Genomic DNA, 14417 nt, shown 5'->3' with positions numbered 1-14417 from the left:
TATCGAAGCTCTAGCAGTCACCTTTGCCGAGAGTGAAGGCGTTACTAATGGCGACACTGATGTGAGATCTGACGTGCTGTCAAAAACCTTCCCGGCGTGGGAGGTCCAACACTGATCGAAGGGGTAGGTACCCTCGGTGGCGGCGTACAGGGGAGGCGACCGCCACCAATTACTATTATGTCAACATACTTAATATTTTTGATTATAAATTTCGAATATTGGACTTTAGTGACGAGTGCACGTTGGACCGTGTCTCACCGATAGTACCACCGTCTCGACATCTACTGACAGTCTGAAGATGACGCAGCCTCCCGGCCCTGAGGCCACGGCCGGGAGTAGGAGGGTGACCCTCCCCATGAATAGTAGTAGTAGTAGTAGTACATACATATTAGTTACCAGGAGGCTAGAGCGTTCGGTATGGTTTTCACAGTAATCCTATCATTGTATTATATCATACTACTTCTGATAAGATACTAATATATATGATTCTCCGGGTGCTAATAATATGTGCCAGGTGTGGATGACCGGTCTCTCGAGTCACAAGGGGGGCTCGAAGTGGCTCTCTGGATGTGTTCTGGAGAAGGGCATGCACGCCTAAGCGCCTGCGGTGGAGCGCAGGAGTCAACTATGGCCTCAGTCCTGCACTCTCATCAAGGCGTGTACCCTATCGTTAGATGCATGCTACTGAGTATTAAATATAGCACTCTACTGGATTGTCGCTACTGAGACTGGAGACGCCGACGATAATCACGTCTCCAGGAGGGAACGAAAAGAATCCCTATACAGTCCACCGTCTTTCTGGCATGGGTGACGTGGGACTAACCGTCTGCGCTGACACGAACCACGTGTCTGATGAGTCCGGATTGGATGATTTTGTACTGTCTTCAGTCAATATAATATATTAACTCCAGTGATAATTTTGGCTAAATTTGGTCCGACCTCAGAAAATGTTTATCCAGTGACTAATCATTGGTTGGGCTGCGTCAACACGACTATGTCCAACGACAACTCACAGAAGCCGACCGGCCGGAATCGGCCGCTTCACAACGACTGTCACCGACCAGCTCGCTTCACGTCGCAAGTTCATGGCTACCTTCGCTGTTGCGGGGGCGGGTGCCCTTGGAATTTCGATGCCAGCAGCCGCCGACGAACACGGCGACAACAGCGACGAAAATTCAATGGGGATGATGGATGAAGAAGACGAGCTCGATGATATCGGCATTTTGAATTTCGCGCGAACGCTCGAATTCCTTGAAGCCCGATTCTACAAGGAAGTCCTCGATACGATCGGTGAGCAGGGACTCCGATGTTCGGACCCACTGCAGGCTGTTGGTGGCGAGGTGCAAGATCGGGCGTTCGACGATCTCCGTGTGATCCAGGAACACGAAGAGATCCACGCCGAGGTTCTCGGTGAGACGATCGAGGAGCCTGAGTTCGACTTCGGTACCGCAACGGAAGACCCCGTGGAGTTCCTCCAGACTGCCGCCTTGCTCGAAGCAACGGGTACTGGCGCATACGCTGGTGCCGCACCGCTAATCGAGAACGCAGACCTGATCCCGCCGGCCCTCAGCATTCACTCTGTCGAAGCACGCCACACGTCGTTCCTGAACGTGCTCAACGGGGAGATTGGCTTCCCGAACGCGTTCGACGAGGCGCTGACTGTCGATGAAGTTCTTGAACGCGCCGGACCATTCATCGTTGAGTAAGCGGTCAGAGACTGCGGTTTCCATTTCTCTTCTAACGGATATGTAGTGGTTGCTGGGGTGTAGAATCGAACACAAGAGAGAACACGACGTTTTTTGTGTGGGAGACGATAACAAGTAAATCAATGTCTCAGTCACCCCCGATTCAGTGTCCAGTCTGTGGGTGGACTGGCCGCCATGTAGATCTCAAGCGAATCCATACTGGAACTGTCTGTCCGGTCTGTGGTCAGCCATTAGTTATCAACTAGCTATCGAAGAGCAGTTCTCTAGCTTGTGGATTAGCCGCTTTGTTTGACTGAAATTAATGGGTTACGTTCGGACAGTCGTTAGAGTGAGGGAAAAAGAGTTGCGTCCACCAAGTTCAGTTAACAGTTCGCATCTACACCCCTCACAGCGCACGTACTTCTTGCCACCCCGCTCTGGCAGCTCAAGGTTCAGGATGGTGATTAGCGTTTCGTCGTCCTGCGTGGCGGCTTCGGTTGCGACACCGCTGTCGGTCACGACCACGGCATCGTCGGCCGATCGGTGTTCGACTGTCGAATCACCCAGCCCGCGGTACTGCTCGCGAGCGGCGATCATCAAGGTGGTCGAACTCCCCCTTCGAGAAGTACGTGAGACTGCGGAGGGCGTCTTCGAGAGTGGCTCGACACGCTTGCAGTAGCTCATCGCCAGTTTCGTCGAATAGGAAACTCATGGACTCGGCTATGATCCAACGTCCGATCAACCGTTTCGCCGTCAGAGCACCGACTGCTGACAGGTACCATAACTTGCTCAGCATTCAATATACTCACGTCTGCGATAAGAAGTCCTTCCAGTCTACGAACGAACTGTGTCGCCGAACTCATCAACGAGATCATCATTGAGGACCGCTTGATCACTGCGGCGGATAATAACCGCAAGCCATCGCCCGTACTTGCCTCGTTCGTCATCTTTCCGAGTTTCAATGAAAAATGGCCATTCTTGGTCTGTTCCGTTGGCAACCCACTCCTTGACGAACTCTTTGTGTCGTTGCCCAGCAGCGTACTCCTCGCTATCCTTGGATGTGCCATAGATTTCCGCAGTATCAACGTCACGGAGTCGGACCCGTGCTTCATCGCCCGTGAGTATCACGCCGAATCCAAGATCGATACGGAGATCAAGCGTATCGCCATCCACGACGCGCTCAACATCAGCACGGTATTGCCAGAGCTCCATATTTTTCCATCGGTAGATATACGGTTAATATTACCGAATGAAGTGACTTTCTCGGTGGACAGACGGTTCTTAGCTGCTAACTGCAGATACTGAATCGATGTGTGTCACAGCGACCTATGTTGAGTATTACTGATCGCTAATCCAGTTTTTGGTATGTTCCTTGGCCTGGGTACAAATCTGAGTGTGACGCTGAAGGCTGTGTGTATCACTTCAATTTAGAAATTTCACAGTGTCGACCGTATGGTTGATCTGGTGGACCATAGCAGCGGGAAAATACAGCATTTTACAGATTTCGATCAGAGGGTGCTTCTACTATTCAGTTGTCGACAGTACATACCGAGACTGTCCGCGAGATTATCCAAAAACAGGGACTTTCCTAACGGTCGTACGAAACCCACCGAACATAGCAAGACGGTGAGTATACTACCAAGTTGGCTGTAAATTTGCTATTCTCTGTTGGCACGATTCACGTCCTGTCAATATATATTCATTGACATACGATACTGTTTCCAGTTTAGTATCCCGATAGTATTATACATTGCACCTAATGATCATGCATGGAGCGGGGGCCGCATGATAAACTCCACGCACCCGAATATCGCATCGGCTGCTATTATAGTCGTATTCTTGGCTGCTGTTGGCTCTGTCTGATACGTACTGTCGTCTCAACACTGGTTTCAACTCTCAGACGGCTACTTTTCAAGTGATATGTGCCTTGTCCAACATCGGCGCCTCTGGAAAGCGAGCGTTGCACAAGGCTACCCGATTCTATATACTATTGATAAAAACCTATTAATTAATATAGTTAAAGTTTTAAGAGTTAGTGCAGCCTGACTGGTTCCCGGCTGCACACAACCCCACCCCTACCCGTTCATGAGAACCTCTTCGACTCGGAGGGGTTTTCGACGCACAACCAACAGACGAATCGACTACGAACACCTTGTCATGATTGGAACCACAAGACACCGCCGGAGTTGGTGAGTGGTTCCGGCTCCGAATCGGGCAGTCACTGGCGATTACTCACACTATCCGAAGGTGCCGCCCTCTCGCTTCCGTAACAGATGATGGTTTATAAATAAATATGATACTACAGAAAGGTTAACAAGGTGTCAGTATGTGGCTGTACCTGTCGCGGACGGCCCCAACCCCTATCCCGACCGCGACAGCGCCCACATCTGGGTGCAGCGGCTCCCCATTACCTGTCATCGGTTTCGCTTAGACTCGTATCTCGATTGTCCCAATAATATCGTTCCAGTACTGCCCGTGCAGCCTGCCGATGAGGTCCTCGATCGTGCTCTCGTTGACCTTGCTTCCCTGACTCAGTCCGACCACCCGACAGGCGGTTCTATCCCGATGTGGGTCGAAGCCTCGCCATTCAAGGATCGGCTGCTTAACTACGACCCGAACGGCGGTCTTGAGTTTGCACAGTACGCTGCCGATGAACACGGCGGCGAGGAGTTCAAGCAACTGGCCGCCGAGTCCGTGGCCGACCAACAGGACGAGAACCCAGACGCGATCACGAAACCCACATTCGCTGACGACTAACGAACTACCGTTCTAACGGGCCGGCCATCCCGTGCTTGCAGTGTAATACGTATCTCGAGCGAGCACTCGTCCGGAGCCGTCTCCGTAAGCCCCCTCTAACAATACTGATATGACGGTATAGAGGAGATGGGACACCCTCGGCATATTCCATCCGCCAGTGGGTTGTTGGTGACTCATGGGGTGTCCTGCTATGATTCGTTGTAACTCTCCCCGCTACTCGGCCCTTCAGTATCCGGCAGGTGATCCTCTCGTACGTGCGGTATCGCTACTGTCCCGAGGCGCGCGAGAACCCCCGTTTCGGAGCGATCGGAGAGAGCGAGAATACGGCGTTACTTGGAGTGCGCCGAGGGTTCCGGTAGTCAGCTGTAGCATATATCAGAGTGGTCCACACCCGTTGATTGTACCTAGAGGGGAGATGGACTAACACAAACCGAATTCTCAGAACCAGAGGCTGTTGAGGGAAAGACGATCTATGAGATGTGGTCGGAGGAGACTGCTGAGAAAATGGAAACACACTACCAGCGGGTGTTTGAGGGCGAGGCGGTCTCATTCGAAATTAGGGAACAAGGGTTTGATTGGCTTATCTGAATTAGGCGAGAAAACCCCGTTCTTTAGGGTGGGGATGAATCGCCGCATCGGTAGATTCACGTGAATACAGTCTGTCTGTGATACCAACCGAGGCGGCCGTGCCGCCTACTCTAATGAGACAGTATCGGGGTTCCCCTCGGTTGGTCGAAGGTATCCCCTTCGGCGACCGCAGTGGGATACCGTCAATAAACAACCAAGTAACCCCGAGTCCTCTCCGGATAGGGGTAACGGCCGCGTGGCACGGCCCGTATCACGACGGGATGCAAACCGTAAATCTCCCAACTCAGCAGGACCGGTCCTGTGGGAAGCCTCGCCGTTCACGGCGGGGAGGATGTCACTGGATACATTCTCGTTATGCTTCGACAGCAGGCGGCGTTGTTCGCTGATCAGGCCGTGGAACTCGTCTTTCGCTCAGAGGCGTTCGCACAACCGTTTGTAGAAGTAACTGATGAAGAGATAGGCCAAATTACTATTGATCATCTAATTCGACTTGCAGACGAGAGTATACTCGTGTATCTGACTGAGCCAGAACAGAAGATCACTGTATTCCTCAAGGTGATTCAAGGATATCTGACGGTAGAACACGTTCGACAGGTAGAGACAGGGACGCCTACACAGCAGTTCGAAATTAAAGTCAGCGGCGATCAGCCGTACTCGCTTGCAGCCGAGTACGGTGGTCGAATTCAGAAAGTCATGATTGAAGATATCGAATATCAAATGGTTGTCGTCTTCCCACCCCATACGGATATCCGACGTGTGGTGGAGGGGTTTCAGGACAGCTATTCGAGTCTTGAACTGGTCTCTCAGCGTTCAACGAGAAATTCTGAGATCGCATCGGTCGGGTTACAAGATGTTCTGGAGACGCAGTTGACCGATCGACAGCGATCTGTACTCGAAGTGGCGTTCTATGCTGGATATTTTGATTGGCCGCGACGCAGCACGGGAGAAGAAATTGCGTCATCGTTCGACATTACAGATTCCACATTCCAGGAGCATTTGCGACTCGGTACTCGAAAAGTGCTCGAAGCAGTATTGGAAAAGCATAGGAGAATACCATCCCAGATATTTGCTGTATCGATCCCGTCTATGAATAAAGACACAAGATCTGGATAAGGATCTGCTTCACTATCATCTCCTAACCAGTACTGATATGGACGATTACCACGCAGGATGTACTCCTTCAAATAACCGCTGAATGCGCGACCGAACAAAATTGCTCAGCTTCAGGTGGCGAACTGTTTTACAGCTGGCCGTCATCTAGTGGGATATGGGCGTGTACGCTGACGATGCGAACGAGTTTGCTCGCTCTGACACCGATTCTGATGAGCGATTGCCACTCGGGCAGCGACTGCAGGGAATGGCGTCAGACCTAGATATCGATTCCGTATCGGAGGTTCGCGAGCTTCGCGAACAGCCATGAGGCTCTTTCTCGATACAAACATCTTCATTGCAGCGGCCACCGATGAACCTGAAACAGGAGCTATCGCTGTCGAGTTACTAGATAGCGATCACGAGTTTCTCACGTCGACAATGAACCTCATGGAGCTACGCTCCGTACTGACAAAAAAGCAGCGTCTTGAGCTACCACGCGCCGAAGCAATCCAAGATGAGATCACTGCCGACGTGCGGGTTGTGATCCCTGACGCTTCGGATATGATGGATGCCAACCGATTGCAGCGAGAGACGCTATTGTATCCCTTGGATTGTTTGATTCTTTCCTGTGCGCAAAGTCATGACGCAAAACTTGTCTCCTTTGATTCAGAATTGCAGGAATCGAGCACACTCGCACCAACCGACTGTCTCTGAGCGCTCTACAGTACCCTCGAGATTAAACACTCTCAACTCGGTTTCGATCGATTTTACCTCTGAGTCATCCAAATAGATAGCCTTGTGCAACAACGACGTATTCAGAAAGGCAACTGCTGCACAAGGTTTTACCCTCTCAGAGACTGTGAGAGGTCACGATTCCACAACAAGCGGAGTATCCTCCCTCACAACACGTTTTGAGGCGATGTTGAAAACCGGTAGGGGTAATAAGACGTACTACTACAGCGGTAGACTACTGTGTCGGAGTCCGTTGGGGACAAATAACAGGAATTGAGCCGGGTGCTCAGGCCGTCTCGGGCTCATCCACTGTAGCCGGTGTCGTCGGCTGCAGGTGACTGCAGCTATGTCAGAGGTACCGTCTACAGAGAGACCATCACCACTGCGGTCTATAGGTCTTGTGATTGTCTACCACAGACAAGACGATTCACATCCAGAGAGAATTGAGAATTATAGAGACGGTTAGTAGTGCCGCACTGAGAGAACGCTGAGATGCTAATTAGCAACCAGAAGAGGGTCGACAGTTTGATTCAGAGAATCCTGTAAGTGGACACTATGTTTCGGCCGTTCGCAGGTATATCAAGTTGTATCCTCAGTTCTACTGTCCAACTTTCCGGTCTTCTGCCGGATAGTCAGGAACCCAATCGATCCCGCCAGAATCAAATCAGGGTCATTCTATACCACTGATATGCGCTCACTCTCCTCCTATCCACAACTCGCTGACAACCTCTTCGAGACAGTCCAACAAGCGGGGACGTTCAGTGTCTCACTCGCTACTTCAGTGTAGTACGCCTGTCCAAGATTGACAGTCTCCCGCGCCTAAAGTCGCGGAAATCCCCGAAGGGGAGTTCAAGGTTGCACGTTTCCTCAGGACGCAAGGACGCTTTCGCGTGGTCCCGTTATGGATTGCCTCCCAATTATTACCGAGGGAGTGCGTTGCAGTGCGTATAGCCGTGTCAAAGCGGTCTTCCCACCCGGACGCGCCGGGCGTTTCACCGGAACGGAATACCGACCGTCCCTCCGCGAGAGGGTATTCAGCCTCTTGGGTACCGCCATTCGCGTCCGACCCGTGGGCCGGGACGTGGCGGGGTGGTTCGGTGCGCGCACCGGATTTCTTACCACGGAACGAGTCGATGCAAAGCATCGGTGCAGTCAACGACCGCGTTCGCCGACGTGGGAACTCCGGTAGTGCGGTCTATGGTGGCGGCGAAAATAGAGTTTACGGCGCGTATCCCCACGTGAACGGCGAGAATTTGCGCCTGTATTCACGTAATTCTGGCGGTCTCGCCAATTCCACAGCTGAAAGTCGGTTATTGCCATACCGTTTTATGGGTAGCTGGCAAACTCACCTCCATGGCTGAAAATAGCGGGGAAACTCCGGATGAGGTTCCCAGTGAGGAGATTGAACGTCTCAATATGGGGGAACCGGTTTTTAACGAAGGAGGGGACAAACTTGGTGAAATCCGGGGGTTCGATAATGCGGGCTTTTACGTGACGATGCGTGAGGGATACGAAGCCATGAGCGTCGAACATGCTCGTTCAGGAAAAGAGTTCGGGGAGGCAGAACTCATGTGGCGCTGCATAGACTGTGGCGAGATGGGCCGTATTGAGGATGGACTGCCCGACGAGTGCCCCAACTGTGGTGAGTCCAAAGAAGCACTCATGTACTGGACTGAGGACTAACCGGATTCTCATAGTCTCCCTATTTGTTCGAAAGACCGTCCTCCTTATCGAATCAAGGCAGTTCTCTCGGAGAACGATCCTCACGAACTACAAACTGCTCTCACGCTTAGGGACAGATCCTGATGTCGGTGAGTGATTTGATAAACAATTAACTTTTTTCGGTGTTCTTTTGGCCGGCAGTAGAGTCATCACCAGTGCTCTCTTAGATAGTTACGAGAACCGATGGCACAGAGTACCGCCGTGTTCAGTATACAGGGAATCGACTCAGAAGAAGATCTCCAAGAAATAGACAATACATTGAGTGAGCTCGACGGCGTGATGGGAGTGAACGTTGACCAAGGTAGCGGCGATGCAGAAATCAAATATGATGAGGATGTACTCGCCGAAGAGCGAGTCAAAATTACAGTTCGTGAACTGGGCTACACTGTGAAGTAAATCCCTTTTCCGATGATACGCGTTCGGTATTTATTATACTTTTCATTTAAATATAATTAATAGAATATTATATTTTGTATATAGATTAATAAAATACTCACTTTTGAGATATTAAATCACAGAGACGCTGGCGCCGCACGAAGTACTAATCACTATACGGATAGACGCTGTTGATATACTAATGGCCTCAATTATTGAATTCCGCATCCCTGTTGACCAGGTTGCACTGGCGCATACTGTAGAAGGAGTCTCCGATCTCCATATTGAAATCGATCGATTTGTGGGTCGAAGTACTGATTCAGTACTCCCCTTTGCTTGGGTCGATACCAATGACATTGAGACCTTCGAGCAGACACTCAGAGAAGATCCAACTATTAAATCATTCGCAAAGATCAGCGAAATCGGTGACGATCACCTCTATCGGCTACACTGGGCTGAGGATGTCAAAGACGTACTCAACATTTTATTGGATGAAGACGCAGTACTCAGGAGTGCAGCCATAAATACGAGTAGCAAAGCCTGGGAGTTTCAATTAATGTGCACCGAGCACGCCGATCTTTCAAAGATTTATGTTAACTGTGAAGAGAAGGGACTCTCGCTCACTATCGATGCGATCTACAAACTCGATAGCAACGAAGAGTCACAAAATGAACTCTCGGAGCAACAACATACGGCCCTTTCGGAGGCCAACGAGCGGGGCTATTACGAGATCCCACGAGCGATCTCCTTGAGCGAGCTCGCAGACGAGTTCGAGGTCTCACATCAAGCACTCTCTGTGCGACTTCGGCGAGCGCATGGCCATTTAGTCGATCGTGAGATGAGGTCCACGACTAATCCTCAAGCCAATGAAAACTCTGAGAGCTGATAATCTCTAAGATAGCGTCGACCGTCTAATGATCCGGACAAGATCACCCCCTCTACATTTGAGTGCGTACCGACGACTTCGACGCATTTGAAGCAGCGTTTGAAGACGACCCCACCGTCGAAGACGTGACTCTGTTATCTGAAATGGAGGAAGAGCGGTCGCATCAGATGACCTGAACAGGGTCAATTGACTTTATTGCCCATTTATTCACTGAGCATGAGGGAACGATCACGCATGCAGACGGCTCAGTTGATGGGTGCCATTTCTGTATAGTGTCCCAGATAAGAGTTCTAAGACCGGCCTGTATTTTACCTGAGAGGTAGACCAGAGTTGCTGTACAATCCAAAACTGTTTCTCACAAGGCCAGTGAGTAGCTTCTATGTCACACCGTACCGCTCAAACACTTAGTGCAGTTCTCGTAGTCGTCGTCCTCACAACCAGTGGCTGTCTGACGCTCAGTCCATCAGTCACAGCGGACACAGATGCCTCACCAGTGTTCGACACAGTCTCGACCAATGAGCCCTGGGGTGGGCAACACGTCCGTACTGACGCGACTCTCGAATCAACCCCCGAAGCCAGCAACGTGACGACGATAACGGTCATCGATGAATCTGGGCAGTCCTATAGCACAGTCAGTGTTGACTCAGGTCAGACCGCAGTTTCCGTCTGGGTACCTACGAACCAGAATTCGACGCTAGTTGCCAGCAACAGCGTCAACTCAACCACTATCGATACAATGAACGTCACCGCAACCGGCGAACAACCACCCTAATCCCAGTTTCACGGTAGTTAGCGAATGGAAGAGAAGGGAAGAGAGACGGAGAAGAGAAGGGGGTTTTTGACAGCGGTAGCAGTAAATCCGTGCATGAGTCGTCACCGGCACGATGAATCCGACACATTCTGGGAATACGAAACGCTCAGACCACCCCGAGGCGATACCAAGAAAGAAGCCGAGGACCCAAAAACCGAGATAAATAAACTCGCTGCTGATGGGTGGCGACTCGTCGAAACAATCGACTACACGAGTGGCGGGACCAAATATCTCGTCTTCGAACGTCCCGTTCGAAACAGCGATGACCGTTTGGAGGACGAGCAGTCAGCATGAGTTCTGAAATCGACGAGTCGAATGTCGACAAAGATGTCGACGTTAGTACGGCTAATACGATGCGCGAACGGGCTGGTGAAAGCCGCATCAAGCTCTGGGTTCTGCTCAGTGCAAACCGCCTCGTTGTGACCGGTGTGTTGACCCTCGCGATGTTTCTCGTGTTCGTAGTTGCGGTTACAGTTCTTCCGCCCCCACTTATTCCCCAACTTAGCTCGGGGGACACGATCGAAACGCTGTTTTCAACGATGATCACAGTGGTTGTCACAGGCACGACGCTTGTCGTGACAATTGGTCAGCTAGTCATTTCCCAAGAGAATGGCCCACTTGGCGAACAACGCGGCCGAATGGAAGACTCGATGGACTTCCGTGATTATACAGAAGAGCTGATTGGAGCGCCAAGTCCTGCTGATCCATCGGCATTTCTTCGAAATCTCGTTGATGCCTCACAGGATCGAGCAGAGGCAGTTCGAGATGGACTCAGCGATATTGAGAGTGATCAACTTCGGTGGGAGGTCGATCAGTTCACCGAGAGTCTGATCGGTAACTCTGAGGTAGTGCGCGACGAGTTAGAAGGGGCCCAATTCGGATCGTTCGACGTCATGCACGCGGCACTTGACTACAACTATGGGTGGAAGATCTTCCAAGTCGAGCGTCTCCTCCACGATCACCAGGAGGATCTCGGCCAACCTGAGAATGATCTCCTGAATGAATTGAAGGTGGCCCTTTCGATGTTTGGCCCGGCTCGGGAACACGTCAAGACGCTGTATTTCGAGTGGGCACTGATAACGCTCTCACAGCTCATTTTGTATGCGGCAATTCCCGCACTCGCAGTTGCGGGTGTCATGGTTACGGTCGTCGATGCAACGACACTGACAGGCAGTGTACTTGGTGTCGAGAACATCACGTGGTTGGTCGGAGCTGCCTTTGCAATAACGCTCATTCCCTTTTTCTTATTTACAGCGTACGTCTCTCGGGTCGTGACGGTCGCTAAACGGACGCTTGCTATTGAGCCACTGATTCTTCGAGAATCACAACGATAAACAGATCAACAACTCGCCTATAGTCAACTTGCTAATTATATTATTCGAGCGGGATCCTCTTTATGACGTGGAGGGGTGCTACCTCGAGGATGTAGTAGAAACGGACTGCTGCATACGTAAGCTACTCGTCGTCACTTTTGTCAGCCAGCGCGGCGTAGAGTTCGGGGTTCTCTTCCACGTCCCTCGCCATGTCGCGTTCGGACTCCCAGTTCATAACTCCCAGTATTCTTCAGAACAGATAGGACATAATCTAGTGAGCGCTGCTACGTGAGCTGAAAGTATTGTTGGTACCTCGAACCGGGATTCCACCAGAACATTAAGGTCCCAATCCTGCAAGATGAGGAGTTGGATGCGGTCACGGGCGAGCTCGACCGGCTCCCGGAGGCGACTGTGCTGGTCTCATTGCCTCACGTCGATAGTAACGAAAACGAGGAATGGGACTTCTTCGATGAGGATGATGAGGACCCCGCCTACGGTTTCGAAGACGTCGGCGCGCCGACCGACGGCTCGTTCGCCCCGCCCGGACCCGACCGCCCGACCGACATCGAGGCCGTCGTCCCGCTTGAAGAGAACGAGGACGAGTTCCACATCTCGCGTCCCGACGACGACCTTCATAACGGTGAGGCCGACGACGACGACCTCAAACACGACGACGACTGAGATTCCAGCGGAGGGGCTGGGTCTCTACGGCTAGAACATCGTGTCTACGATACGCTCGGTGAGGAACGCTCCGGTACAAGAGCTGCTTGCCGGAAACACTCTCCAATCCCGCGCTATCTTTCGATTCCACCTCTGACAAACTGTGTTCGTATTCGGTTCGCTTGTTGGGTTTGCGGGGAAAATCTCTCTGAATAGAACGGCTCGTATAACTGAGAATAGAGAGGGATGCGTGCAGTCGGGGCCATCAGGCTGCAGTAGTTCTTAGAGTATTACTCATTAAATGTCAATAATTAAGGAAAGATAGAATCAGCTTTGTGCAACTACGTCTACGGTCAGGGCCGGTCGTTCCGCAAGGCTCGATGACTCTATATCAACCTGAAGTTGGCGCTGTTCACTGAACGCAAGTGAACGTAGTTATACGATCAACGAGATGACCTGATCTCATTCATATCAGAACTTGACCGATTGCTGACGACAGAAGTAGGTTTTCCGAGGGATCTGAACCTTTATTCACTTTCCAGTTGTGACTATCCCATGGCCTCGATCATCGAACTTCGATTACCCCTTGAACAGTTCGCGCTGGCGCACACCTTCGATGTGATGCCCGAACTCCACGTCGGCGTCGAACGGTTCGCCGGCCAGAACGAGGAGTCGACCATGTCGTTCGTCTGGGTCGCCACCGGGGATTTCGAGGCGTTTGAGGACGCGCTCGTGGCTGATCCGTCCGTGAGTGCGTTCTCGTCGGTGGCTGACTGTGATGACGAATGCCTTTACCGGATAAAGTGGGCCGAGGAAGCCGAAGCCGTTGCTCGCCTGGTACTCACGGAGGATGGCGAAATCACGGCCGCGAGCACCAGCGGCGAGTCGTGGGAGTTTCAGATAATGTGTCCCGACCACAGCTCGCTTTCCAAGATCTACGTGTGTTGTGAAGACTACGAGCTCTCGCCAACTGTCGACGCGATCTACGACCTTGGGGGCAACAAGGGCTCGGTACACGGGCTGACCGAATTACAGTACACATCGCTGGTGACAGCGAAGGAGATGGGTTACTATAACGTTCCACGGGAGATCACCCTCACCGAACTCGCCGACGAGCTCGAGGTCTCTCATCAGGCGCTGTCCGACCGTCTCCGGCGGGCCCACGGGAGGCTCATCGACCGAGCTCTGAATGCGAACGATAGAACTCGGATCGAGAGCCCATCGCTGGAACAGTAGTCACGAGGGATCGAGAGAGTGACGTCTCCGGCGGCTAGCTGCCGGATTTATCTTTTCCTGGCCTTGTGCAACACTACCCGTTCTCACTTGCCAGATATTGCACAAGGTTGGTCAACTCCTTGTCGATAAACACCTATTAATTAATACGATTGATGCGCTATGAGTTACTGCAGCCTGCCTAGCCCCTGGCTGCACGCATACCCACCCCGACCGTTCCTGAGAACCTCTCCGACTCAGAGGGGTTTTCGACGCACAACCAACAGACGAATCGACTACGAACACCTTGTCATGATTGGAACCACAAGACACCGCCGGAGTTGGTGAGTGGTTCCAGCTTCGGATTGGGCAGTCACTACTGATTACTCACATTATCCGAAGTGTCGCCCTTTCATCCCGTAACAGCTGATAATTTATAAATAAATGCTATATTACAGAAACATTAACAAGGCGTCAGTATGTGGCTGTACCTGTCGCGGACGGCCCCAACCCCTATCCCGACCGCGGCAGCGCCCACATCTGGGTGAAGCGGCTCCCCATTACCTGTCATCGGTTTCGCTTAG

General features: G+C 51.7%; 13 protein-coding genes and 1 pseudogene. 12 read left to right on the top strand and 2 right to left on the bottom strand.

What is annotated here, in order from left to right; genetic code table 11:
* Positions 1 to 1085 precede the first annotated feature (1085 nt).
* Entirely contained in the window at positions 1086 to 1706 is a 621-nt protein-coding gene (locus tag HAPAU_RS18595; protein ID WP_245634251.1) for a ferritin-like domain-containing protein, read from the top strand.
* 306 nt (positions 1707 to 2012) lie between these two features.
* On the opposite strand, the gene HAPAU_RS18590 is transcribed toward HAPAU_RS18595, so the two are convergent.
* On the bottom strand, positions 2013 to 2282 hold the full coding sequence (locus HAPAU_RS18590) for a hypothetical protein (protein ID WP_245634250.1): 270 nt from the start codon (positions 2280 to 2282) through the stop codon (positions 2013 to 2015).
* Positions 2283 to 2519: 237 nt separating this feature from the next.
* Entirely contained in the window at positions 2520 to 2897 is a 378-nt protein-coding gene (locus HAPAU_RS18585) for a thermonuclease family protein (RefSeq protein WP_066385618.1), read from the bottom strand.
* A 1353-nt stretch (positions 2898 to 4250) separates the two neighbouring features.
* On the opposite strand from HAPAU_RS18585, the gene HAPAU_RS18580 reads away from it, so the two are divergent.
* From HAPAU_RS18580 to HAPAU_RS18535, 11 genes and pseudogenes are all read left to right on the top strand, one after another.
* Entirely contained in the window at positions 4251 to 4442 is a 192-nt protein-coding gene (locus HAPAU_RS18580; protein ID WP_066385617.1) for a hypothetical protein, read from the top strand.
* Positions 4443 to 4895: 453 nt separating this feature from the next.
* Positions 4896 to 5030: pseudogene (locus tag HAPAU_RS23160) on the top strand (hypothetical protein); the annotation flags it as partial.
* Between the two features lie 300 nt (positions 5031 to 5330).
* Entirely contained in the window at positions 5331 to 6143 is an 813-nt protein-coding gene (locus HAPAU_RS18575) for a bacterio-opsin activator domain-containing protein (RefSeq protein ID WP_066385616.1), read from the top strand.
* Positions 6144 to 6446: 303 nt separating this feature from the next.
* Positions 6447 to 6836, top strand: a complete 390-nt coding sequence (locus tag HAPAU_RS18570) for a type II toxin-antitoxin system VapC family toxin (protein WP_066385615.1) — start codon at positions 6447 to 6449, stop codon at positions 6834 to 6836.
* Positions 6837 to 8207: 1371 nt separating this feature from the next.
* Positions 8208 to 8537, top strand: a complete 330-nt coding sequence (locus tag HAPAU_RS18565) for a DUF7130 family rubredoxin-like protein (RefSeq protein WP_066385612.1) — start codon at positions 8208 to 8210, stop codon at positions 8535 to 8537.
* Between the two features lie 222 nt (positions 8538 to 8759).
* A complete protein-coding gene (locus HAPAU_RS18560) occupies positions 8760 to 8972 on the top strand; it encodes a heavy-metal-associated domain-containing protein (RefSeq protein ID WP_066385610.1) in 213 nt (70 codons plus the stop codon).
* Between the two features lie 181 nt (positions 8973 to 9153).
* Entirely contained in the window at positions 9154 to 9837 is a 684-nt protein-coding gene (locus tag HAPAU_RS18555; protein WP_066385608.1) for a helix-turn-helix domain-containing protein, read from the top strand.
* An 865-nt stretch (positions 9838 to 10702) separates the two neighbouring features.
* On the top strand, positions 10703 to 10942 hold the full coding sequence (locus HAPAU_RS18550) for a DUF4177 domain-containing protein (protein ID WP_066385870.1): 240 nt from the start codon (positions 10703 to 10705) through the stop codon (positions 10940 to 10942).
* Positions 10939 to 11982, top strand: a complete 1044-nt coding sequence (locus tag HAPAU_RS18545) for a hypothetical protein (protein ID WP_066385606.1) — start codon at positions 10939 to 10941, stop codon at positions 11980 to 11982. The genes HAPAU_RS18550 and HAPAU_RS18545 overlap by 4 nt, the downstream gene beginning before the upstream one ends.
* 345 nt (positions 11983 to 12327) lie before the next feature.
* Positions 12328 to 12642, top strand: coding sequence for a hypothetical protein (locus tag HAPAU_RS18540; protein WP_245634249.1), 315 nt, complete (start codon positions 12328 to 12330; stop codon positions 12640 to 12642).
* A 534-nt stretch (positions 12643 to 13176) separates the two neighbouring features.
* Positions 13177 to 13857: a helix-turn-helix domain-containing protein gene (locus HAPAU_RS18535; protein WP_066385605.1), complete on the top strand. Its 681-nt coding sequence runs from the start codon at positions 13177 to 13179 to the stop codon at positions 13855 to 13857.
* The last annotated feature ends 560 nt before the right edge of the window (positions 13858 to 14417 follow it).

Origin of the sequence: Halalkalicoccus paucihalophilus (assembly GCF_001593955.1) — an archaeon.
Lineage (GTDB): Archaea > Halobacteriota > Halobacteria > Halobacteriales > Halalkalicoccaceae > Halalkalicoccus > Halalkalicoccus paucihalophilus.
Note: the sequence above shows the minus strand (reverse complement) of the source record. Positions and strands in the feature narration are given on the sequence as shown.